Here is a 23895-nt window from a genome sequence, read left to right on the forward strand (position 1 = left end):
CGGGAAAGGATACCTTGCAATGAGGTTCCGATTGCCGCCGCGGTCGGGTCGGAAAAATATTTCGCTGGCGTTGTCGATTCGCCGCCACGCCGTTCGTCGTAGCTATATAAGGGCAAAAGATGCGCTCGCGGCTGCGTCGCGTCATGCCGCTATCGCGCCCTTAATCCTTGTTACCGCAACAGGAGGTGGTTGATGAATGACGTAGACCCATCTGCACAAACGTTGAAACCGGCCCGGCTGCTGGCCGAATCGCCCGCCCGGTTTCCGGGCGAGAGCGCTGAATATCGCAGTGCGCGCAACGACTTGCTGGCTGCGGAAATCGAATTGCGCCGCCATATCGAACGCGTGGCCGTGCAGCGCCGCGCTCTGCCGCCCGGCGGTATCGTGCCGCAGGACTATCTGTTCGAGGGCGAAGCGGGCCCGGTGACGCTATCCGAAATGTTCGGCGCGCATGACACGCTCGTCACCTATAACTGGATGTTCGGCCCGCAGCGTGAGCGCCCCTGTTCGATGTGCACTTCGCTCCTGAGCGCTTACGACGGTGAAATGCCCGACATATTGCAGCGCGTGGCCTTTGCGGTGATCGGCCGCTCGCCGATCGACAAGCTGGTGGCATTCAAGAAAGAGCGCGGCTGGCGGCACCTGCGGCTGTATTCGTCGGGCGGCAATACCTTCAACCGCGACTACGCCGCTGAAGTTCCGGATGGCGGTGACAATCCCGCCTTCAACGTATTCACGCGTTCAGGCGGTACGGTACGGCATTTCTGGGCCGAGGAAATGGGACCGTCGACAGCGGACCCGGGTCAGGATCCGCGCGGCGCACCCGATGTGATGCCGATCTGGACGGTGCTCGACATGACCCCCGGCGGCCGCGGCAGCGACTGGTATCCGGAGCTGGAGTACGACACGGTGCCGCGTTAGTCGTGCGGTTTCATGCAGGCGTGCTGTGCGCCTGTCGCGCTGAGTCGCACGAGGCAGGGAGGAGAGCATCTACGTCTCGACGACGTCACCTTGCCCGAGCATGGTCTGCAAATAGCCCGGGACGGCGCTTGCCCGCATCGGCCTGCCGAACAGATAGCCCTGTAGCGCGCGAGCGCCCAGCGCCTTGACGACGTCGGCTTGCGACGACGTCTCGAGTCCTTCCACGATGCATTCAAGTCCGAGGTTTCTGCACAGATCGAGCACCGACTTGACGATCTTCTTCGACGCGCTATTGGAATCCACGTCGGTCATGAAGCTGCGGTCGATCTTGATTGTATCGAAGGGCAGGCGATGCACGTAGCTGAGGCTCGAATAACCGGTGCCGAAATCGTCGAGCGAGACGCGGCAGCCGGCTTGCTTGATCATCGTCAGCGAGCAGTGGGCCTGTTCGAAATCGCGCGTGACCGCGGTTTCCGTGATCTCGAAGTTGACGTGATGCGCAGGCACGCCGCTGCCGAGCACGATATCGACCAGGCGGCGAGCGCGTGGCGAAGTCGAAATATCGATCGCGGAGAGATTGAACGACAGATAGAGATCGGACGGCCAGCGCGATGCTTCATCGAGCGCTTTGCGCAGCAGCACCTCAGTGACGCGCAGAATCAGGTCGGTACGCTCGGCAATCCGAATGAATTCCTCTGGCTTGACTGCGCCTAGCCGCGCGTTGTGCCATCGCCCGAGCGCCTCCATGCCGATGGTGCGTTGTGTGAGCACATCGTAGATTGGTTGAAACTCGAGGAACAGTTCGGACTCCAGGTCCGCATGGCGGAGTTCCTGGGCGACGAGACTCGAGCGCCGGATGCGCGTCTCATGTTCCGTCGAGAAGATCACCGGCGTGCCGCGGCGGCTTTCCTTGCCGACGTACAAGGCGGCGTCGGCGCGTTCGAAAACCTGCTGGACTGTCGTGCCCGCTTCAGGAAACGCGGCCCAGCCGATCGTTCCGGTCAGTTCGGCGACATTGCCGGCCACCCGATAGGGCTGGCTGAGCGTTTCGCAGATACGCTCTCCCAACTCGACGAGGGTCTCGTTCGGCAGTTTGTGCTGGGCCAGTACGCCGAATTCGTCGCCGCCCAGGCGCGCGAAGAAGATGCCGGGTTCCGCGAGCGCCAGCAAGCGCACGCCGACTTCCTGCAGCACGAGGTCGCCGCTTGCATGTCCGTAGATGTCGTTGACCTGTTTGAAGCCGTCGAGATCGATCAAGCCGACATTGAAGCCGCCACCGGCGGTGGGCGTCTGTTCCGATAGCGCGCGCAACGAGGCAAAGAAGCTGCGCCGGTTGGGCAGGTCGGTGAGGCTGTCGATGCTCGCCAGCCTGAAGTTGTCGTCGCTGAGTCTTTGCGTTTTCTGCTGGCTCACCTGCAATTCGCGCTGCGCATGCACCACGCCGGCAAACGTCCGGTAATACAACTCGATGATGAAGGCGAGCGCGACGCCGACCAGCGTCATGTCGACGGCCATCGCAATGAACACAGGAGAACGCGTGGAGACCAGGTACGTCGAAAAGCTCAGGATAACGATTGATAACAAAAGCAGGGCGGCCGCCCGCAGATGCATCAGGCAGAACACGCAGCCGACCAGCGTCGTCGCCATGTAAAACGCGACCTGGGCCTGCTCATAGGCTGACCCGTAGGGAAACAGTAATAGTGACCAGCTGCTGAAGGCGACGGCGAAGATGCCCGCGAGCCAGATCAGCTTGCGCAGTTCCGGCACGGCCTTGTCGTGCGTGAGAACCCGGTGCCGGATGCGCCACCAGCGCACGCAACGAATAACGCACAGCGCGCAGAGCGTCCCGGGGAAGTAGATGGACAGCCACGCCGGCGCCGATCCCAGATGCGTGACAGCCACGGCCATCGTGTTGACGATCAGGATGAAATAAAGCAGCGGTATCTGGCGGCCGAATGCCTGAAGTTGCGAGCGCACGAGTTCCGGGTCGCCTTCCGCGACCGATAGCGCTTCCCTCAATCTGGCTAACCGAACCATGCCCGTCCTTGTAACGTTTGCGCCGCACACGCAGCTTTGTATATCGGCAACGTCGGTGAGACCTTGAGGGAATTCTCAGCGGAAATAAATCAGGCGTGTTGAAAGAGCGGTAAATACGCCCTGAGAGCGAGCTGCTGATGAGTCATTTGTGCTGCGCCGACCCGCATCTCGCAGGCGATATCGCCGGCTGCCGCGGTCATTCAAGACCATGCGGCGAGCGCCGCGCATGTTGCAATATGGCGAATCTTCATTGTTTTATTCTTCCCGGATTTTTATTGCTGGGCGTAGCGCGGTGCTGAATCGTGAATTTTCGCGATCCCCCGTAACATCGTAAAAAAGCATGGGGGCAGTCGATTTGCCGCCGCTAAATCACTGAAATTGCAACGGATTGTGATACGCCGCGGAGCGTCGTAAAGCGGGAGAAATGCGTAAGCGCGCGATTCTTATAGCACTTTGGGACAAAAAAACGTCAAATTGCCGCTGGGCGGGCGATACAAGGCTTACATCCAAGGTTTGCGCGAATGCGCGCCTATGCGTTAGTGTGTCGGTCCCGGCGCAACAGATGTGGCGCCGGTTCCATGATTACCATACGGGAAGTGCTATGAACAAACAGGAACTGATTGATGCAGTCGCCGCAGCGACGGGCGAAAGCAAAGCGGCCACCGGCCAAACCATCGACGCTATCGTCGAAGCGGTGACCAAAGCCGTGGTGGGTGGTGATACGGTGCAACTGGTCGGTTTCGGTTCTTTCTCGACCGGCGCGCGCGCAGCACGCGTGGGTCGCAATCCGTCGACCGGTGCTGAGATCCAGATCGCCGCAGCCAAGACGGTGAAGTTCACCGCCGGCAAGGCGTTCAAGGAAGCCGTCAACGCGTCGTAATGCAACGCGCCTCGCGCTGGAGCATCCACGCGCGCTATTTTAGTGCGCGGTGCCCGATGCATCGGGCGTGAGGAAACACGCGCTGCCCAACACCGGTGAGGGTGTTCTATCGGTGGCTGGTGCGGCGCGTGTGGTGCTTATGATGTTGTTGTTTGCTTCAGGTCTGCTTCAGATTTGCGTCATGCACGCTCGCGTTCCAGCCTTTAATGATGCTCATTGTGATGTTCATCGGACGGTTACTGGATGCGCGAGATCGTGCAGGCCGCGTCGGCGGGTTTCAGCCCGCGCGTCGTTTCCGGGTTGCTTCGGCCAGCGTCTCGAGCGCCGGTTCGGTTTGCGCCCAGCTCACGCAGGCGTCCGTAATCGATACGCCGTAACGCAGCGGCACACCGGTCTTCAGATCCTGACGACCTTCTTCCAGATGACTTTCGAGCATGACGCCGAGAATGCGGCGCTCGCGCTGCGAGAGTTGCTGCGCCAGATCCTGCACCACCTCCAGTTGACGCAAATGCGATTTGCCTGAGTTCGCGTGTGAGCAGTCGATCATGACCTGCTCGCGCAGGCCTGCCGATTTGAGCACTGCGCAGGTTGCGTCGACGGACGCGCTGTCGTAATTCGGACCTTTCTTGCCGCCGCGCAAGATCACGTGCGCGTCGTCATTGCCACGGGTCTCGAAGATCGCGGCCATACCCATCTTGGTCATACCCATAAACGCATGGCTTGCGTGCGCCGCAACGATGGCGTCCGCGGCGATCTGCACGCCACCGTCCGTACCGTTCTTGAAGCCGATCGGGCAGCTCAGCCCCGACGCAAGCTGCCGATGACTCTGGCTCTCCGTCGTGCGCGCGCCAATCGCACCCCATGCGACCAGGTCCGCGATGTATTGCGGGCTGAGCAAGTCGAGAAATTCGGTGGCCGTGGGCAAGCCGAGACCGTTGATATCGAGCAGCAGTTGCCGTGCGAGACGTAAGCCCTCGTTGATGCGGAAGCTGCCGTCGAGACGCGGGTCGTTGATATAGCCTTTCCAGCCTACCGTCGTGCGCGGCTTTTCGAAGTACACCCGCATGACGATCAGCAGATCGTCCTTATAGGTCTGTGCCGCGACTTTGAGCTTGCGCGCGTATTCGATGGCCTGGTCGTGGTCGTGAATCGAACACGGGCCGACGATCAGCACGAGCCGGTCGTCACGGCCGTGCAGAACATCGGCGATTTCCGCGCGGGTTTTCTCGACGAGCGTCTGCACCGACGGCGGCACAGGCAATTCGTCCTGCAGCAAGGCAGGGGAAATCAGCGGACGTACCGCGCCGATGCGGACGTCGTCGATGCGCGTGGTGTCCTGGGTGGCGTCGGCCGAGCCGACTTCCTGATCGTGCAAAGGATTGTCGATGGCGCTCAAAATAGTCTCCCGGACCTTGGGTTGAGATGGCCTTGCGGCCTGAATGGGTGAGTGTCGGAGCGTTGATTCGCTGCCGGGATTATGACACTCGCGCGTGTGGGCCGGATGACCGTTATTCGAGGCGCTTGATCAGCGCCATGGCGGCGGCCGGATTGCGTTCCTTGAAGCCGCTGATGACGTAGAGGTAGACGTCGCGCGCTGCGGTTTTTGCGGGGGCCGCGGCGGATGTATCGAGGTCGTCCGGTGTTGTGCCTGCGGCGAGTTGACGGGCGCGTTCGACCCAGGCGTCGAGGGCCTTGGCCGAATAGCCTTTGGCTTCCTTGTCGCTGGTACCCATGATGCGGGCGTAGACGAACGGCGCGGTGATGTCGGCGATTTGCGGGTAGTCGCTGTCGGCCGCCAGCACGATGGCGACTTTGTACTTTCTGGCTAACGCGATGAATTCGGGGGTCTTGAAGGTGTCGTTACGGACTTCGATGGCGTGCCTTAGTTTTTGCCCTTCGATGCTCGCGGGCAGTAATTTCAGGAAGGCCTCGAAGTCTTCAGGGTCGAACTTTTTGGTGGTGGCGAATTGCCAGTTGATCGGGCCTAGCTTCTGTTTTAGCAGTAGCACACCGCTGGCGAAGAACCGTTCGATGGTTTCGTTGGCGTCCGCCAGGATTTTTCGGTTTGTTGCGTAGCGGGGGGCTTTTAGCGAGAAGACGAAATCTTCGGGGGTTTCCTGATACCACTTTTCGTAGCTTGCCGGTTTTTGCAAGCCGTAGAAGGTGCCGTTGATTTCTATCGATGTGAGGGATTGGCTCGCGTGTTGGAGCTCGCGGCTTTGTGTCAGGTCTGACGGGTAAAACGTGCCTCGCCAAGGGGCGTAGGTCCAGCCGCCTATGCCGATTCGGATTTTGCCGGGTTTCGGGGATGGCATTTTTTTGGAGCCTGTTTGGGCGGCTTCGCCGGGAGAGGTAGGTTAGCGCATTTGTCTCAGGTTTTTTGCCTTCGCGGTGCTTTTTTTGTTTTGCCTTCGTGGCGCTTTTGGCAGTGTTCTTGGGGCTTTGGCCTTTCCTTGATTTGTTAGTGGTCTATTAGCGTTGCCCCTGTGCGGGGCGGCACCTACTTTTCTTTGCCGGCCCTCCATGTCAGGCTAGTTGTCGCCTCATCCGAACCGATTGGTGTAAAGATGGGGGGCGGACAGCGAATGGAAGATGAAGCGCTACTCAGCGGAAACCCGGGAGTGGGTAATCAAACAGATGATGCCACCGTTCAATCGTGCGGTAATCGAGCTGGCTGGGGCGACGGGCATCACGACAGTGACGCTGCGCGCCTGGCGGCAAAGTGCAAGACAGGCAGGAGAATTCATGCCGGGCAATGGCAAAACGGGTGATCGGTGGTCGAGCGCCGACAAGTTCAGGGTGGTGCTGGAGACGGCGTCGCTGAACGAGATCGAGACCTCACAGTACTGCCGCAGCAAGGGCATTTACCCGGAGCAGATCCGGCAGTGGCGCGAGGCGTGCGAACAGGCCAACAGCGCGCCTGAAACGAAACCCACAGCTGCGCAGCGCAATGAAGCCAAGGTTGCCCACAAGCGCATCCGTGAACTGGAACGCCAGCTCAAGCGCAGCGACGCTGCGCGTGCGGAGGCGGCGGCGTTGCTGAACCTGCGAAAAAAAGCCGAAGCGATCTGGGGCAAGGAAGAGGACGACTGATCAGCAGCCCGGATCGCGATGAAGCCATGCAGTTGATCGATGAAGCGGTGCAGCAGGGAGCCCGCCGTGCGTGTGCGTGCGAGCAGTTGGGCATTAGCGTGCGCAGTGTCCAGCGCTGGCGCGAGGCGCCGCAGGACGGCCGTACGCTAGCCACCCGCCAGGCTCCGGCCAACAAACTGAGTCAGGCCGAGCGCCAGGCCGTGCTTGATGCGGCGAACCGGCCCGCATACGCCAGCCTGACGCCACACCAGATCGTGCCGAAACTGGCTGATGAGGGCGTGTATCTGGCCTCCGAATCGACGTTTTACCGGGTACTGAAAGCGGCAGGACAGGGCCAGCGTCGAGGACGCGCGAAGGCCCCGCAACGACGCACACTCACGACGCATTGTGCCGATGGTCCGAACCAGGTGTGGTGCTGGGATATTACGTGGATGCCGACCACGGTCAGGGGCCGGTACTTTTACTGGTACATGATGAAGGACATCTACAGCCGCAAGCTGGTGATGAACGAAGTGTGGGAGCAGGAGTCGGCCGAGCACGCGAGCGTGCTGCTAGCCAAGGGATGTCTGCGCGAAGGCATCGCCGGGCGTCCGCTGGTGCTGCATTCGGATAACGGCAGTGCGATGAAAGGCGCCACGATGCGCGCGGCCATGATTGATCTGGGTGTGCAGCCTTCGTTCAGCCGGCCGCGCGTCAGTAACGACAACGCCTTTGCCGAGTCGCTGTTCCGCACGGCGAAGTACTGTCCGTTATGGCCCGAGCAGCCGTTCGACACGCTGGAGGCAGCCCGGGAATGGGTGCAGCGCTTCGTGCAGTGGTACAACGAAGAGCACTGCCACAGCGGCCTGAAGTATGTCAGCCCGGCGCAACGGCATCGCGGCGAAGCCAGCGACCTGCTGGCCCGCCGGCGTGCGCTGTACCGGAGCGCACGCATGCAAAACCCGGCGCGCTGGTCAGGGGCCATCCGCAACTGGCATCTGGCAGACGCGGTCTATCTGAATCCGGAGCGGGCCTCGGCCTCAGCCCAAATGTATAAGCAGGCAGCGTGACGGTTCAGGCGACAACTACCTTGACACACACCGCCGGCTGCAAAGAAAAGTAGGCAAAAGAAAGCAGCTCAAACCGCTAATACTAAGTGGGGCCCGTGGTCTGCTTGGGGTAGTGGTGCATCTGGAATCTGGGTTCGTGCCCCTGCATACGCCAGTGACAAGGGCGTCATACTTCCGGCGGCGCTGCGCGCGCCGAAGACCCGCTCATAAAACCACCCGCTACGTTTTGGCGCTTGTGTCTCGTCGAGGCGAAGCCGACGGCCCCCGCTAGCCTCAACCGAAGCCCCTGGATTCCCATGCACACCCGTCCGCGACGCACGCAGTGCGGAGTGGGAGCTGATGACTCCTTTGTCACTAACGCCGAATGTGCGAGAACACGGATTCCAGATGCACCACTACCCGTTGCAGACCACGGGGCCCACTTAGTATTAGCGGTTTAAGCCGCTTTCTTTTGCCTACTTTTCTTTGCGGCAAGCAAAGAAAAGTAGGTGCCGCCCCGCACAGGGGCAACACTAATAGACCACTAGCAATGCAAGGAAAGGCACCAAAGCCAGAACAAGGAAAGGCACGAAAACCAGATCAAGGAAAGCCCCAAGAACACAGACAAGAGCGTCGCGCAGACAAAAAAACCCAAAAACCAAAACCACTATCCACCACGAGGCACCCGAGCCGCCTCCTCAAACCGCCGGTTAGCCTCACCAACATCAGCCCTGAACTGCTGCAAAGCACTAACCTCCAAATCCGGCGGCATCAACGCCGCCCACAACACATCAATCAACTGACCCGCGGTAGCGTCAATATCAATATGCCGATTAGCCAGCGTAGCGTCCCACAACACATGTTCCATCGGCCCAAACACCATCGACCGCAATAACCTCAACGGCATATCAGCCCGAATCTGCCCAGTCTCCTGGCCCTGCGCCAACACCCGCATCAACGGTGCCGTATACCGCCGCTGCAATTCAGTCAGCGCCTCACTCAACTCATGATGCCGGGCCCGGCCCTCGGACAACACCAAAGCACACAGGTCCGTGCCATTCACCAGCATCAACCGCAAATGCGTCCGCACAATAAAAGCAAACTGCTGCCGCACACTGCCGTCACGCGGCAGCCCCGACTCGATCGCTTCAATGATCTCGTCGTACCAGTCGCCAATCACCCGCGCGCATAACTCCCGCTTGCCGCGGAAATAACTGAATACGGTCGCCTCGGAAATCCCCAGGCGCTGCGCAATCTCCGCCGTCGTCGCGCGCTCGTAACCCTTCTCGGAGAACACGTCGCGCCCCGCCTGCAAGATCTCCCGCACGCGCTGCTGAGACTTGCGCCCGGCCGGCTGGCGGCGCGAGGCAGGTAACTCAGCCTTCATGGCAACCGTCATATGAGTCCAGTTCAGATTTGTGAGGCCAATCGCCTCGGTGACACCCGTCCCATCACTGTATAGCGGCTCCAGACGCATGCCAACCGGTTTCTGAGTGATACTCAAAAATACCACTTGACGCTTACGTAAATCTGGCGTGAAATGCGCCTTGAACGTTTCGCGCCTCGTGCGGGGTGGCAAGGGTGGCCCATAAGGCCGCCGCCGTCCGCTGAGCCGCACTCAGACGGGCCGGCGCCCACCCAGGCTAAGCCGTCCGCCAACGAACTCTGGAGACACTGCAATGAGCAACCTGCCCGGTTTGCAATTCCCGCTCGGCGAAGAAATCGAAATGCTGCGCGACAGCATCGCCGGATTCGCTGCCAAAGAAATCGCCCCGCGTGCCGCGGAAATCGATCGCACGGATCAGTTCCCCATGGACCTGTGGCGAAAATTCGGCGACCTGGGCGTGCTCGGCATGACGGTCTCGGAGGAATACGGCGGCGCGAACATGGGCTACACGGCGCACATGATCGCGATGGAAGAAATCTCGCGTGCGTCGGCATCGGTCGGTCTCTCGTACGGCGCGCACTCGAATCTGTGCGTCAACCAGATTCATCGCAACGGCACGGCCGCGCAGAAGGAAAAATATCTGCCCAAGCTGGTCTCGGGCGAACACATCGGCGCACTCGCCATGAGCGAACCGAACGCGGGTTCGGACGTCGTCAGCATGAAGCTGCGCGCGGACAAGAAGGGCGATCACTACGTGCTGAACGGCACGAAAATGTGGATCACCAACGGCCCGGATTGCGACACGCTGGTCGTCTATGCCAAAACCGATCCCGAAGCGAATTCGCGAGGCATTACCGCGTTTATCGTCGAGAAGGGCATGAAGGGTTTCTCGGTCGCGCAAAAACTCGACAAGCTCGGCATGCGCGGTTCGCATACCGGCGAGCTGGTGTTCCAGGACGTCGAAGTGCCGGAAGAAAATATCCTCGGCCAGTTGAACGGCGGCGTGAAGGTGCTGATGAGCGGCCTCGATTACGAACGCGCCGTGCTCGCCGGCGGCCCGACCGGAATCATGGTCGCAGTCATGGACGCAGTCGTGCCGTATATCCACGACCGCAAGCAATTCGGTCAGCCGATCGGCGAATTCCAGCTGATTCAAGGCAAGGTCGCCGATCTGTACACCACGCTGCAAGCGTGCCGCGCGTATCTCTACGCAGTGGGCCGTCAACTCGATACGCTCGGCAAGGAACATGTGCGCCAGGTGCGTAAGGACTGCGCAGGCGTGATTCTCTACACCGCTGAAAAAGCGACGTGGATGGCGGGCGAGGCGATCCAGATTCTCGGCGGCAATGGCTATATCAACGAGTATCCGGTCGGCCGTCTGTGGCGCGATGCGAAGCTCTATGAAATCGGCGCAGGCACGAGCGAAATCCGCCGCATGCTGATCGGCCGCGAACTGTTTGCCGAGACGGCTTGAGCCAAGAGGAGAAGCCACGCAATGCCGATCATCGAATCAAAGCTGAATCCCCGCTCAGACGACTTCCGCACCAATGCGGCGGCGCTCGAAGCGCTGGTCGCCGATCTTCGCGCGAAGATTGAGAAGCTCGCGCTGGGCGGCGGGCAGGCGGCGCGCGACAAACACACGGGCCGCGGCAAACTGTTGCCGCGTGAGCGTATCGAGAAACTGCTCGATCCGGGCACGCCGTTTCTCGAGTTCTCGCAACTTGCGGCCTACGGCATGTATCACAACGATGCGCCAGGCGCGGGTGTCATCACCGGCATTGGCCGCATTGCGGGGCAGGAGTGCGTGATCGTCTGTAATGACGCTACGGTCAAGGGCGGCACTTACTATCCCGTCACCGTGAAAAAGCACGTACGGGCGCAGGAAATCGCCGCCGAGAATCATCTGCCGTGTGTCTACCTGGTCGACTCGGGCGGGGCAAATCTGCCGAATCAGGACGACGTGTTCCCCGATCGCGATCACTTCGGCCGCATCTTCTTTAATCAGGCAAATTTGTCCGCGGCAGGCATTCCGCAGATCGCCGTCGTGATGGGTTCGTGCACGGCAGGCGGTGCCTACGTGCCGGCCATGAGCGATGAATCGATCATCGTCAAGAATCAGGGGACGATTTTTCTGGGCGGCCCGCCACTCGTCAAAGCCGCAACCGGTGAAGTGGTGAGTGCAGAAGACCTCGGCGGCGGCGACGTGCATACGCGGCTGTCGGGCGTGGTCGATCATCTCGCGCAGAACGATGCACATGCGCTGGGCATTGCGCGCAGCATCGTCGGCAATCTGAATCGCACGAAGCAGGTGCCGGTGGCGTTGCAGGAGCCGAAGCCGCCGCGCTATGACGTGAAGAGCATGTACGGCGTGATTCCGGTCGATACGCGCAAGCCGTTCGATATTCGCGAGGTGATCGCGCGCATCGTCGACGATTCCGCGTTCGACGAATTCAAGGCCCGTTACGGCACCACGCTCGTGTGCGGCTTCGCGCATATCTGGGGGCATCCGGTCGGCATCATCGCGAACAACGGCATTCTGTTTTCAGAGTCGGCGCTCAAGGGCGCGCACTTCATCGAACTGTGCTGCCAGCGCAAGATTCCGCTGGTGTTCCTGCAGAACATCACGGGCTTCATGGTGGGCCGCAAGTATGAGAACGAAGGCATCGCGCGTAACGGCGCGAAGATGGTGACGGCCGTGGCCACGGCGAAGGTGCCGAAGTTCACGGTGATCATCGGCGGTTCGTTCGGGGCGGGCAACTATGGCATGTGCGGCCGCGCGTATTCGCCGCGCTTCCTGTGGATGTGGCCGAACGCGCGCATTTCGGTGATGGGCGGCGACCAGGCGGCGTCGGTGCTGGCTACCGTCAAGCGCGACGGCATCGAAGGCAAGGGCGGTTCGTGGAGCGCGGAAGAGGAAGAAGCGTTCAAGCAACCGATTCGCGACCAATACGAGCATCAGGGCCACCCGTACTACGCAAGCGCCCGTCTGTGGGACGACGGCGTGATCGATCCGGCGCAAACGCGCGATGTGCTTGGCCTCGGCCTCTCGGCGACGATGAACGCACCGATCGAAGACACGCGTTTCGGCGTGTTCAGAATGTGACAGAGCGCAAAGCGCAGGAGCTGCAACGATGCAATACGAAACGCTGAATGTCGCTTTCGCCGGTCAGATCGCCACGGTCACGCTGAATCGGCCTGACGTGCGCAATGCGTTCAACGAAACGATGATCGCCGAAATCACCTCGGTTTTCACGGCGCTGAACACGCGCGACGACGTGCGCGCGGTGGTGCTCGCCGCGAACGGGAAGGCGTTCTGCGCGGGCGCCGACCTGAACTGGATGAAGAAAATGGCCGGCTACTCGGACGACGAGAACCGTGCCGACGCGATGCTGCTGGCAAACATGCTGTCGTCGATCTATCGCTGCAACAAACCGGTGATCGCGCGGGTGAACGGCGACGCCTACGCGGGCGGCATGGGCCTGATCTCGGCGTGCGATATCGTCGTCGCGGTGGAGGGCGCGCGGTTTTGCCTGTCGGAAGCGCGTCTCGGCCTGATCCCGGCGACCATTGCGCCGTACGTGATCCGCGCGTTGGGGGAGCAGGCGTCGCGCCGCTACTTCGCGACCGCTGAGCAGTTCGATTGCGCGACGGCGTTCCGTCTGGGCCTTGTCAGCGAAGCGGTCAGTGCGGAACAGCTTGACGCTACCGTGCAGCAGATCGCCGAGACGCTTTGCGCAAACGGTCCGCAAGCGGTGCGTGCCTGCAAGCAGCTGGTGCAGGATATCGCCGGCCGCGAGTTGAACGGGGCGATGATCGAAGACACGGCGGCGCGCATCGCGCGCACGCGAGCCGGTGCGGAAGGTCGCGAAGGTGTCGCGTCGTTCCTTGAAAAACGTACGCCTTCCTGGCGCAACTGAAGCGCAAATAAGCAGGCATTCAAGCAGACATTCCGAGGCGCTTGTCAGCCCTCATCAGAACAACAGCCCGAGCGGGACATTCACCGAGACACCTCATGTTCAACAAGATCCTGATTGCCAACCGAGGCGAGATTGCGTGCCGCGTCGCCGCGACCTGCAAGCGGCTCGGTATCGCGAGTGTGGCCGTGTATTCCGATGCGGACGCCAACGCAAAACACGTAGCCGCGTGTGATGAGGCGGTCCATATCGGCGGTTCGACCGCGGCGGAAAGTTATCTGCGGGTCGAGCGCATCATCGAAGCCGCGCGTGCGACCGGCGCACAGGCGGTGCATCCGGGCTACGGTTTTCTGTCGGAAAACGAAGACTTCGCGCATGCCTGCGAAGCGGCCGGCATCGTCTTCATCGGACCGCCGGTCGAAGCGATCGCCGCCATGGGCTCGAAGGCAGCCGCGAAGGCGCTGATGCATGCGGCCGCCGTGCCGCTCGTGCCGGGCTATCACGGCGACGATCAGGATGCTGAGTTGCTGCATCGCGAAGCCGATGCGATCGGTTATCCGGTCTTGCTGAAGGCAAGCGCGGGTGGCGGCGGCAAAGGCATGCGCGTGGTCGAGCGCACTGAAGACTTCGCGGCGGCGTTGGCGTCGTGCAAACGCGAAGCGGCCAGCAGTTTTGGCAACGACCGCGTGCTGATCGAAAAGTATCTGACGCGACCGCGTCACGTGGAAGTGCAGGTGTTCGCGGACCGTCACGGCGGCGCGGTGTATCTGTTCGACCGCGATTGCTCGGTTCAACGGCGTCACCAGAAGGTGCTGGAAGAAGCGCCGGCGCCGGGCTTGTCGGCGGAAGTCAAACGCGAGATGGGCGAAGCGGCCGTGGCCGCCGCGCGCGCGGTGAATTACGTGGGCGCGGGTACGGTCGAGTTCATCATGACCAGCACGGGCGATTTCTACTTCATGGAGATGAACACGCGCCTGCAGGTCGAGCATCCGGTCACGGAAATGGTGACGGGACAGGATCTGGTGGAATGGCAACTACGCGTCGCCGCCGACGAACCGCTGCCGCTCTCGCAAGAGCAACTGAAAATCGACGGCCACGCGATCGAAGCACGTATTTACGCCGAGCATCCTGCACGTGGTTTCCTGCCGTCGACGGGTACGCTCAAGCATTTGCGCATGCCTGAGGGCGTCGAATTCACCCTCGGTGAGCCGGACCGCAAAGCGCCTGTACGTATTGACAGCGGCGTGCGCGAAGGCGACGCCATCACCCCGTTCTACGATCCGATGATCGCCAAGCTGATCGTCCACGGCGCGACACGTGAAGAGGCGCTCGCGCGGATGAATCGTGCGCTGCGTGCCTGCGAAGTGGTTGGTCCGCACACCAACGTCGAGTTCCTGCAACGCATTGTCATGAGCGAACCTTTTGCGACTGGCGATCTCGATACGGGTTTGATCGAGCGTCATCACGATGCCTTGTTCGCGCCCGTGAAAAAGCCCTTCAAGGAAGCGCTGGCACTCGCTTGCGCCGCATTGCTGACGCGTGAAGGCGGCACGGCGCACGGCGCGTCGCCGTGGGATGCACTATCGCACTGGCGCCTGAACAGCGGCTATACGCAGACGCTCGGCTGGCGTGACGTCGAAAACGAAAGCGTTTTCACGGCCACGTTCGCTCGCGACGGCGCCACGCAAACACTCGAACACGACGGCGTGCGCGAAGGCTTCACCTGGTCGGAAGGCACCGGCCAGCACGAATATCGCGCGACGATCGGCGATGCGCGGGTCACGGGGCGTGTTTTCATCGACGGCGATACGTTCCACGTGTTCTGCCTCGGCGAGGCGCTGGCGTTCGAGTGGCAGAACCTGCTCGCCCATGCCGCGGATGCTGAAGGCGGTGAAGGCCGTTTGACCGCGCCGATGCCGGGCAAGGTGATCGCCGTGCTGGTCGAACCGGGCACGGTGGTGGAAAAGGGCACGCCGCTGATCGTGATGGAAGCGATGAAGATGGAGCACACCATCGGCGCGCCGGCGGCAGGCACGGTAACGGAAGTGCTGTATGCGGTTGGCGATCAGGTTGCCGATGGCGCGCAGCTTCTGGTGCTGGATGTGGGCTAACGGCCGCGTTCAAGCGAGGCGCGCATAGCCGGCGGCGCGCGCTTCGTTTTCGAGTTGCTCGATCCGTTCGTAGTCGGTGAGCGGCAACGCGGAAAAGCCCTTCAAACGTAGGCGTTTGGCACGTTCCGGCTGGGCGCGGTGCGCTTCGTTAAGTGCCTCGCGCAGCGTTTCGATCGTCGTGGACGGCACGTTGTTGGAGGCAATCAACGGCAAGCCCGGCGATGCCGCCGTCAAGCCGATTTGCCGAACCTTTTGCGCGAGTTCCGGCAATTCATCGCAGACAAACGCGAACGTCACGCAGTCGATTGCGGCGACGTCCGCGCGATTGTCGACCACCGCCCGCAATGATCCGAGATGCGAACCGGTGCGCAGGACCGCGCTGAAAAACGCGCCCTCGCGTGCAAGCGGCGCCACCGCGTGGCGAAACACATTCATGCCGCTATTCGAATCGTCCTGATTGTAGGTGGCACGCGCGCCGCGGCACGCCGCGAGCGAATCGAACTGCGACTCCGCTCGCGTGACCAGTACACTCGAATAATCCGCGCCTGTGCAGCCCGGTGCGTCGAATTGCGGCGTAGCGATCACCTGAACCTGCTCGTTCAGCCCATGCACCAATGGATAGCCGCAGGTTTGCGAGAGCAGTACGTTAGGGCGCCGCCAGAAGCCATGCAATTCTTCGTCGGGCTCAACGATGCGGCAGGCCGGGTTCACCATGCGCAAGACGTCGTCCAGCCACTCGCGCCACACAGTGGCAAGTGCGGGCGTCACGTTGTACATAGGCAGGGCGGCGATCCAGGTCATGGACGCGATTCTGGCATACCTAATGTCTGACCATTCGAAATTCGTCCAGACCCAGGCGCACGGGCTCGGTCTGTTTGAACGGCCATTTGCACTCCACGACCTTCAATATTTCCAGTTGCGCGTCTTCGAACGCGACGAGCAAATCCGTGCGGCGCTTGCTCGCGGCTCCGCAATAGGTCATCAACGCCTCGGCGCTGACCTCGAAAACCTGTACCCGATCGTCATAACAGACGCGGAAGGCGACAGTCGCGCATTCCGTGACACAGGGCCTGAATCCTTCATCGACATATACCGACATGACAACCTCCCGCCGCACGCCTGAGTCATCAGGATGACTGGCCGTAAGCTTTCGGTATGTGGGAAAACCGGCATTTGCCGTGAAAATGCCGGGCCTCCGCTCCATCTTAACGGTCGGAAATAATTGTCGCTTGAGTGGCCGCATGCGTAGTCCGATTTTGCGCCAGGACGGCGGGCCGGTCATTCAGAGTTCCAGCGTCAGTCCGTCCTTCGCGGCGACGTCGTCGGCGACCGGCCGCCCCATGCAGATGAGGGCATGGCCTTCCTCGATGGGGGCGTCCGTGGGTTCTTCGTAGGCGACTCTCCCGTTTAACACGCGCGTGGAGCATGTGCCGCACATCCCGGACCGGCAGCTCGACGGCGCGGCGATCCCGCATGCCTCGGCGAGATCGAGAAGCGTGCCGTTCTTCGGCAGCCATTGAACCGTGCGCTGCGATCGCGCGAACGTTACGGGTATGCCCGTGCTATCGCTTGCCGGCACGTTTGCGGGGCGCGAGCTCTGAGTGTTTTCCGCCACCGCCGGTGGGATTGCTGGCGTGCGTTTGACGGTTGCCGGTCCAAACGCCTCAAAGCGGATTCTGTTATCGGCGACGTTGAGCGCGCGCAATCCTTCATACAGTTCACGCATGAACGACTCGGGACCGCACAAATAGAAGTCGTAGTCGTCGAAGGGCAGTGCGCGCTTGATTTCAGCCAGGGTCACCCGACCGGGGAAGGCGCCGGAAGACGTTTGGGTGGCTGGATCGGCGGCGCTGTCGAACAGGTGCATCGAGACCGCCGGATGGCGCGACGCGAGGTCCTGCAGGTGCGCACTGAACGGCCGGTCGCCGTCGCGGCGCGCGCCATGGAAGAAATGCAGCGGCTTGGGCGGACTATGCGGCTCGCGCGCGGCAATGGCGTGATGCAGCATCGTGATCATCGGCGTGATGCCGATGCCCGCCGAAATGAACACGGCGGGGCGCGGGCTGGCTGAGTCGTAGGTGAATGCGCCGCGCGGTGTCATCGCTTCGACCTGCATGCCGGCGGCGAAGCGGTCGTGCAGCGAGGCGGAGCCGACCCCGTCGCGTTTCACCGTGATCCGGTACTGCCGCCGGTTGCTCGCATCGGACAGCGTATAGGTGCGCGTCAGCGGCTTGTCGAAGCCGTTGACGGGTACGCGGATCGGCAAGTACTGGCCAGGTTCGTACGCAGGCAAGGGCGAGCCATCCGCCGATTCAAAATAGAACGAGCGGATCATGGGCGTTTCTTGGTGCACGGCGGCGATCCTGAGCTTCTTCCACGGCGATTCGGGCGTTGAAGCGAGCGGCGGAGTGGGCATTGAAGCAGGCCGTGAAGCCGGCGTCACGAACTGCGGCGCATAGCCGACTTCCGACCAACGAAACGGTAACGCCTGGCGGCTGCGCCGCACTTCGGTAATACGAAAGCGCACCAGCCGCTCCGCCAATGGAAATTTAACCAGTTCCGGACCGTCCCACACGATCTCAGCGAGGGCCGCGACGTACAGCATGTCACCGCTCACGAAGTCTACGAACAGCAGGCCGGCACGTGGATCGTGGAGCAGATTGCCCAGCGTGTTGAAGAAGCGGTTGCCGCTGAAATCGGGCGTTGTCAGCGTGGTCGCATCGTCAACGCGCACGAAGCCCGGCATGCCGCCGCGATGCGAAACATCGGCGCCACGCGCCGGGCCCGCATCTTCACTGACGTTCGCGCTGGCGATAAAGAAAGTATCCGCGTTGGCCAGCAATGCGCGGTCCGCGTCGCTGAGTTGGGTCGCGGTCTCAACGGGCGTCCGCGTGCCGGTTGCGCCGCGCGCAACGAAGCTCGGCGTACGACTTTGAATATATTTTGCGCAGTTGCCGAAGCTTTGCATGACCTCGAGCGTGACCGTATCGCCATCTGCCGACGACACCACGCCGTTGACGCGATTGCGCCGGCGGGTCTGCGCCTGCAGCCCCAGGCCACCGATCATCATGCCGGGTTGCCAGTACCCAGCCAGTGGATCGCCCGGTAAAACGCCGCCCTCGATCCGCAACGTGCGCGGGTCAGGGGACGATACAAAGCCCGGTTCGGCCGCGCGCAGGGTTGCCCACGGCTGGCCGTTTGCGTCGAGTCCGCCGAACACCATGAATGGCTGTTCGGCGTAAAACTGCCGATGCTGGTCCGGCATATAGCGACGGATACCGCGACGACCGATCGACTCCGCCTCTTCGTTCACTCCGGCATGTTGCTGTACCAGCAGTTCGGCGGCGTGAAACGGCGACTCGGCGGCGTCCCAACCGCGCGACGCGCTGGAAGAATGCTGGGACATATCGGCCTCTGCCCGTTAGGGCGTGTGCATTTCTCTGGTTAAGCGGCGAGCAGTCCTGCCTTCGTCGCAGGCATCGCGATGAAGCGTGGCAGCGCTTCGACACGACGGAGCCACGCCCGGATGTTCGGGTACGGCTCGAGCGATACGCCGCCTTCCGGCGCATGGGCGATGTACGTATGCGCGGCGATGTCGGCAATGCTCACGCGGTCGCCCGCAGCGAAATTCTTGCCGGCAAGCTCGGCGTCGAGCACGTCGAACAGCTTGTGGGCGATCTTCTGCGCGGTGTCGAGATTGAGCGGCGCACTGAATACCGTAACCAGCCGGGCGGCGCACGGTCCGTAAGCGATCTGTCCGGCCGCGAGCGAGAGCCATCGTTGCACGGCGGCGGCACCGAGCGCGTCTTCCGGCAGCCATGACGGGTCGCCATAGCGTTTCGCCAGGTAGACGAGGATTGCGTTGGAATCGAACAGCACCGTCTCGCCGTCTTCGATCGTCGGCACCTGGCCGAACGGATTGAGCTTCAGATATTCCGGGCGACGATTGTCGCCGGCAGCCATGTTCAGCTCGATCACTTCAAACGGCAGATCGAGCAAGGTCAGGAACAACTTCACGCGGTGCCCGTGCCCGGAGAGGAGTGTGGTGTGAAGGCGGATCGGCTGGGCGGGTTTGGCGGCAGACATTGAAAGCTCCTGGGGCGGGGAAAGCCGACAACCGTCGACTGGAATGGAGTAAGCGTACCGGCCCGCGGCGTCGCGCAGAAGCCTGCTAAGCTAGAAAACATAATCAATCAAAGATGGACAATCGGCGAATGGCAGATCTAAAAGATGTCAATCTGAACCGCCTTGCGATTTTTGTTGCAGTGGTGGAAGCGGGCTCGTTTACCGCAGCCGCGGCGCGTCTCGGTCTCACGAAAACCATGGTCAGCACGCATCTGCAGCGACTCGAGCGCGAAATCGGCGCAGGTCTGCTGGTCCGAACGACGAGGCGGCTCAGCGTGACCGAAAGCGGGCGTGCCTTCTACGAGGCAAGTTGCAAGATCTTGCAGGCGGCGGAGGAAGCGCTGTCGGCCGTAACGGGGGAATCGGCGCCGCTACGCGGCACGTTGCGCGTGAATGCGCCGATCGACTATGGGGCGTTGGTGGTGACGCCCGCGCTAGTGGAGATGCGCCGTACGTATCCGGAACTCGACATCGAACTGGTCTGCAACGATCACTATGTCGATCTGATCGCAGAAGGCATCGACGTGGCCATCCGTCTGGGGCAACTGGCCGATTCGGGCTACCGCGCCGTGAAGCTCGGTGGTTTCGTCAAATGGATCGTCGCGAGTCCGGAATTCATCGAGACGTGGGGTAAGCCGAAGACGCCGGCTGCGCTCGCGCCCATGCCTCACGTCGCACTATCTGTTTTGCAGCATCCGCTGACGCTCGAGCTGCAGCGGGTGAAAGGCACAAGACAAAGCGTGCGCTGCGAGAATGTTCTGCTGGTGAATACGGCCGATGCAGCCCGTGCGGCGACACTGGCTGGCGGTGGCTTCGGATTGCTGACGGATTTTTCGATTGCGGACGACGTGGCGGCGGATCGGCTGGTCCGCCTGTTGCCTGATTGGACCGGCAAGCCGAAGGGCATATACGCCGTGTTTCCACCTACCCGTTATCCGACGGCAAAGGTACGCGCGTTGATTGATGTGATCAGGAGAAGGCTTGAGCCGCCGGTGGACGGTTAACGTCTGGCAGAGCGTGGAGCATGCACTGGCTCTCAACGCAGTTTTTCATCGTTATGCTTGAGTCTGCTAAGCATAGTTAAAACGCTCGCTTATCCATGCGATTCGGCGTTGTTACGATCGCGGTTTGATCGTATTGACCAGACCGGAATTTCGAGCCGTGACCCTTTCTATTTTTCGTTTGCTCGCTCGCGCGGCGCTGGTTTCGCTGCTCGTCATGAGTGCCGCTCACGCGCAGACCGCCACCAATTCTTCGGCTCCGATAAAACTGCGGATCGGCTATCAAAAGTCGTCAACGCTCATCACGATCCTGAAGGCGCGTCGCTCGCTCGAGCAGGCGCTGGCGCCATTGGGCGTGAGCATTAGCTGGAACGAGTTTGCCAGCGGCTTGCCGCTGACCGAAGCGCTCAACGCCGACGCGGTCGACTTTAGCGCCGATGTCGCCGATACGGTCCCGGTGTTCGCCCAGGCCGCTCATGCACGTTTTGTCTATGTCGCGCAGGAAGCGCCGTCGCCTGGCGCTCAGGCCATCATCGTGAAGCGCGATGGGCCGCTGCATACGCTTGCCGACCTGAAAGGCCAGCGCATTGCGGTGACCAAGGCGGCAGGCAGCCATTATCTGCTGCTCGCCGCGCTCGCCAAAGCGGGTCTCGCACCTGCTGACGTGCGCATCAGTTATCTGACGCCCGCCGATGGACGTGCCGCATTCGAGCGCGGCAGCGTGGATGCCTGGATCACCTGGGACCCGTATGTCGCGTCGGTCGACAAAGCGCCGGACGTGCGCATCCTCGCCAACGGCGAAGGCCTCGCCTCGTATCAACGGTACTACCTCGCGTCCAGCAGCTTCGCCGCGGCCCACCCCGATGTGATTAGCATCGTGTTTGCGCAGTTGACGTCGGCGGGGGTGTGGGTTCGCAGTCATCCCGACGATGCGGCAAAGCTGCTCGCGCCGATCTGGGGCCTGGACGCGGCGACGATCGAGCGTGCGAATGGGCGCCGCAGCTATGCCGTACGCGCTGTAGACGCGCAAAATTTCGGTGAGCAGCAAAAGATCGCCGACACCTTCTATCGAGCGGGTCTTCTGCCGGCGCCAGTCTATACGGCCACGGCGCCGCGCTGGAACTTCACCACGAAGCGGGCCGAAACCGCGGCCGCTTTGACCACCACTCCGGCCACCGCTTCCGGTGGATAGGCCCTGCAGCGAACAGGGGCTTGGGGCTGAACGTGGCCCGCAGCGCGTTAAAGCATCGGGTTTATCACTCCAGCAGATAACCGTATCGGATTTGCTTCGTTGTCGTCGCGCGCATGCGCCGGTAAATTCGTCTGACTTCGCCTTTGCCGGCGTCCTTCGAACAGATTCGACGAAGAGTTTCCTGTGACGACTGCAACTACACCCACCGCCGCCAGCGCCGCTGGCCATGCCAATCAAGCCCGGCACATCGAAATTCGTCCTTTCGACGGTCCCGTCGGTGCTGAAGTTCTGGGTCTCGATCTCAGCGAGCCGCTGGGCCAGGAGGATTTCGCGCGCATTCACCGTGCGCATCTGGACCATCACGTGCTGGTGTTTCGCGATCAACGCATCACGCCGGATCAGCAGATCACCTTCAGCCGACGCTTCGGCCCGCTGCAGATTCACGTGCTGCATCAATTCCAGTTGCCGGGCTACCCGGAGGTGCTGGTCGTTTCGAACATCGTCGAGAACGGCCAGCCGATCGGTCTCGGCGACGCCGGCCATTACTGGCATTCCGATCTGTCGTACAAGGAGAAGCCAAGCCTTGGTTCGCTGCTGCACGCGCAGGAACTGCCTTCGGAAGGCGGCGACACGCTGTTCGCCAACATGCATCTCGCGTGGGACACGTTGCCGGCGCACTTGCGCAGCGCAGTGGAGGGAAGTTCGGCGGAGCACACGTATCTAGCGAAATACGCGGAATTGCAGAAGCGCAGCCCGTGGCGGCCGAATCTGTCGGCCGAGCAGATTGCGCAGGTGAAACCGGTCGTGCAGCCCATTGTGCGCACGCATCCTGAGACCGGGCGCCGCGCGCTCTTCGTCAGCGAGCATTTCACGACCCGTGTGATCGGCTTGCCGGAAGACGAGAGCAAGTCATTACTTGAAGAAATTTTCGCGCATAGCGTGCGCCCCGAGCATCTGTACCGGCATCAATGGTCCGAACACGACATGGTGTTCTGGGACAACCGCTCGTTGATGCATCTTGCGGCCGGCACGCCAGACCATCTGCGCCGCAAACTGTATCGCACGACGATTGAAGGCGACGTGCCGTTCTGACGGCAACGCCGCCCGCCATAACCACTATCACATGCTGACCGGAGTTCCGATGCTTGCCAGGTTTCGCCCGACCGCTGCGCGGTCGTTCTTTGCTCGCCGCTTGACTGCGACGCTGCTGACTGTATCGATAGGTGTCGCCGGCTTCGGCGCAGCCGTACCCGCACACGCCGAAGGGCAGATCCGCATTGCCGAACAGTTCGGTATCGTCTATCTGCTGCTGAACGTGGCGCGCGACCAGCAATTCGTCGAGAAAGAAGGGCGTAAGCAGGGCCTCGATATCAAGGTCGACTGGGTGAAGCTCTCGGGCGGTGCCGCAGTCAACGACGCGCTGCTCTCCGGCGCGGTAGATGTCGCCGGTGCGGGCGTCGGCCCCTTGCTGACGATCTGGGACCGCACGCACGGCAAGCAGAACGTGAAGGGCGTGGCGTCGCTCGGTAATCTGCCGTACTACCTCGTCAGCAACAATCCCAATGTCAAGACGATCGCCGACTTCACCGAGAAGGACCGCATCGCGTTGCCGGCGGTCAATGTGTCGGTGCAATCGCGCGTGCTGCAATACGCGGCGGCGAAACGCTGGGGCGACAAGGATTACAACCGCCTCGACAAGTTCACGCAGGCGCTGCCGCATCCCGACGCGGCCGCGGCGATCATCGCGGGCGGCACGGAAATCACCGGACACTTTGGCAATCCGCCGTTTCAGGAGCAGGAACTCGCCGGCAATCCGAAGGCGCACATCGTGCTGAATTCGTACGACGTGCTGGGTGGCCCGAGCTCGGCAACCGTCCTGTACGCGACAGAAAAATTCCGCGACAACAATCCGAAGACCTATCGCGCATTTGTCGAGGCACTGGCGGATGCCGCGCGCTTTATCTCGGCGAATCCCGATGCTGCAGCCGATATCTACATCCGTACGAACCAGTCGAAAATCGACCGTAATCTGCTGCTGAAGGTCATCAAGGACCCCCAGGTGCAGTTCAAGATCGCGCCGCAGAATACGTTCGGACTCGCGCAGTTCATGTATCGCGTCGGCGTCATCAAAAACGAGCCCAAGTCATGGAAGGATTATTTCTTCGACGATCCGGCAACCGCGGCGGGAAGTTGAGCGTGATTTTCT

The 23895-nt window shown here is 61.6% G+C and carries 19 protein-coding genes; 11 read left to right on the forward strand and 8 right to left on the reverse strand.

What is annotated here, in order from left to right:
- Positions 1-192 precede the first annotated feature (192 nt).
- Positions 193-921, forward strand: a complete 729-nt coding sequence (locus PQQ86_RS27340) for a DUF899 family protein (protein ID WP_408274045.1) — start codon at positions 193-195, stop codon at positions 919-921.
- Between the two features lie 69 nt (positions 922-990).
- Here PQQ86_RS27340 and PQQ86_RS27345 read toward each other — a convergent pair whose 3' ends face one another.
- Complete coding sequence (locus PQQ86_RS27345; protein ID WP_408274047.1) at positions 991-2958, reverse strand: putative bifunctional diguanylate cyclase/phosphodiesterase; 1968 nt, start codon at positions 2956-2958, stop codon at positions 991-993.
- A 601-nt stretch (positions 2959-3559) separates the two neighbouring features.
- Here PQQ86_RS27345 and PQQ86_RS27350 point away from each other — a divergent pair.
- Positions 3560-3838, forward strand: coding sequence for an HU family DNA-binding protein (locus PQQ86_RS27350; RefSeq protein ID WP_006049832.1), 279 nt, complete (start codon positions 3560-3562; stop codon positions 3836-3838).
- 277 nt (positions 3839-4115) lie between these two features.
- Here PQQ86_RS27350 and PQQ86_RS27355 read toward each other — a convergent pair whose 3' ends face one another.
- Complete coding sequence (locus PQQ86_RS27355; RefSeq protein WP_408274049.1) at positions 4116-5234, reverse strand: 3-deoxy-7-phosphoheptulonate synthase; 1119 nt, start codon at positions 5232-5234, stop codon at positions 4116-4118.
- A gap of 112 nt (positions 5235-5346) precedes the next feature.
- Positions 5347-6153 carry a DUF72 domain-containing protein gene (locus PQQ86_RS27360; protein WP_408274051.1) on the reverse strand — a complete coding sequence of 269 codons (807 nt, stop codon included), beginning with the start codon at positions 6151-6153 and terminating at the stop codon, positions 5347-5349.
- A gap of 277 nt (positions 6154-6430) precedes the next feature.
- Here PQQ86_RS27360 and PQQ86_RS27365 point away from each other — a divergent pair.
- Positions 6431-7980, forward strand: a protein-coding gene (locus PQQ86_RS27365) for an IS3 family transposase (RefSeq protein ID WP_408265283.1) whose coding sequence is annotated in 2 segments (ribosomal slippage) — positions 6431-6905 and positions 6905-7980 — 1551 coding nt in all. Because the reading frame shifts where the segments join, the coding sequence is not laid out codon by codon here.
- A 646-nt stretch (positions 7981-8626) separates the two neighbouring features.
- Here PQQ86_RS27365 and PQQ86_RS27370 read toward each other — a convergent pair.
- Positions 8627-9358: a TetR/AcrR family transcriptional regulator gene (locus PQQ86_RS27370; RefSeq protein ID WP_408279371.1), complete on the reverse strand. Its 732-nt coding sequence runs from the start codon at positions 9356-9358 to the stop codon at positions 8627-8629.
- Between the two features lie 280 nt (positions 9359-9638).
- On the opposite strand from PQQ86_RS27370, the gene PQQ86_RS27375 reads away from it, so the two are divergent.
- From PQQ86_RS27375 to PQQ86_RS27390, 4 genes are all read left to right on the forward strand, one after another.
- Complete coding sequence (locus tag PQQ86_RS27375; protein WP_408274054.1) at positions 9639-10820, forward strand: isovaleryl-CoA dehydrogenase; 1182 nt, start codon at positions 9639-9641, stop codon at positions 10818-10820.
- Positions 10821-10841: 21 nt separating this feature from the next.
- Positions 10842-12449 (forward strand): carboxyl transferase domain-containing protein, encoded by a 1608-nt coding sequence (locus PQQ86_RS27380; protein ID WP_408274056.1) that lies wholly within the window; start codon positions 10842-10844, stop codon positions 12447-12449.
- Between the two features lie 28 nt (positions 12450-12477).
- The gene (locus tag PQQ86_RS27385) at positions 12478-13263 is read left to right on the forward strand and encodes an enoyl-CoA hydratase/isomerase family protein (RefSeq protein WP_408274058.1); all 786 of its coding nucleotides are present in this window, start codon (positions 12478-12480) and stop codon (positions 13261-13263) included.
- A gap of 95 nt (positions 13264-13358) precedes the next feature.
- Positions 13359-15371, forward strand: coding sequence for an acetyl/propionyl/methylcrotonyl-CoA carboxylase subunit alpha (locus PQQ86_RS27390; protein ID WP_408274061.1), 2013 nt, complete (start codon positions 13359-13361; stop codon positions 15369-15371).
- 9 nt (positions 15372-15380) lie between these two features.
- Here PQQ86_RS27390 and PQQ86_RS27395 read toward each other — a convergent pair whose 3' ends face one another.
- The 4 genes from PQQ86_RS27395 to PQQ86_RS27410 form a co-directional block, all read right to left on the reverse strand.
- The gene (locus PQQ86_RS27395; RefSeq protein WP_408274064.1) at positions 15381-16172 is read right to left on the reverse strand and encodes a phosphate/phosphite/phosphonate ABC transporter substrate-binding protein; all 792 of its coding nucleotides are present in this window, start codon (positions 16170-16172) and stop codon (positions 15381-15383) included.
- A gap of 19 nt (positions 16173-16191) precedes the next feature.
- Positions 16192-16470, reverse strand: coding sequence for a DUF1488 family protein (locus PQQ86_RS27400; protein WP_154558316.1), 279 nt, complete (start codon positions 16468-16470; stop codon positions 16192-16194).
- A gap of 183 nt (positions 16471-16653) precedes the next feature.
- Positions 16654-18777: a 2Fe-2S iron-sulfur cluster-binding protein gene (locus PQQ86_RS27405; RefSeq protein WP_408274067.1), complete on the reverse strand. Its 2124-nt coding sequence runs from the start codon at positions 18775-18777 to the stop codon at positions 16654-16656.
- A 38-nt stretch (positions 18778-18815) separates the two neighbouring features.
- Entirely contained in the window at positions 18816-19457 is a 642-nt protein-coding gene (locus PQQ86_RS27410) for a glutathione S-transferase family protein (protein ID WP_408274070.1), read from the reverse strand.
- Between the two features lie 128 nt (positions 19458-19585).
- Between PQQ86_RS27410 and PQQ86_RS27415 the strand changes: the two genes are divergently transcribed.
- From PQQ86_RS27415 to PQQ86_RS27430, 4 genes are all read left to right on the forward strand, one after another.
- Positions 19586-20500: a LysR family transcriptional regulator gene (locus PQQ86_RS27415; protein ID WP_408274073.1), complete on the forward strand. Its 915-nt coding sequence runs from the start codon at positions 19586-19588 to the stop codon at positions 20498-20500.
- 214 nt (positions 20501-20714) lie between these two features.
- A complete protein-coding gene (locus tag PQQ86_RS27420) occupies positions 20715-21689 on the forward strand; it encodes an aliphatic sulfonate ABC transporter substrate-binding protein (protein WP_408279372.1) in 975 nt (324 codons plus the stop codon).
- Between the two features lie 183 nt (positions 21690-21872).
- On the forward strand, positions 21873-22781 hold the full coding sequence (locus tag PQQ86_RS27425; protein ID WP_408274076.1) for a TauD/TfdA dioxygenase family protein: 909 nt from the start codon (positions 21873-21875) through the stop codon (positions 22779-22781).
- Between the two features lie 49 nt (positions 22782-22830).
- Positions 22831-23883, forward strand: coding sequence for an ABC transporter substrate-binding protein (locus tag PQQ86_RS27430; RefSeq protein ID WP_408274078.1), 1053 nt, complete (start codon positions 22831-22833; stop codon positions 23881-23883).
- Positions 23884-23895 lie beyond the last annotated feature (12 nt).

The organism is Paraburkholderia sediminicola (assembly GCF_046026675.1).
Classification (GTDB): Bacteria; Pseudomonadota; Gammaproteobacteria; order Burkholderiales; family Burkholderiaceae; genus Paraburkholderia; species Paraburkholderia sediminicola_F.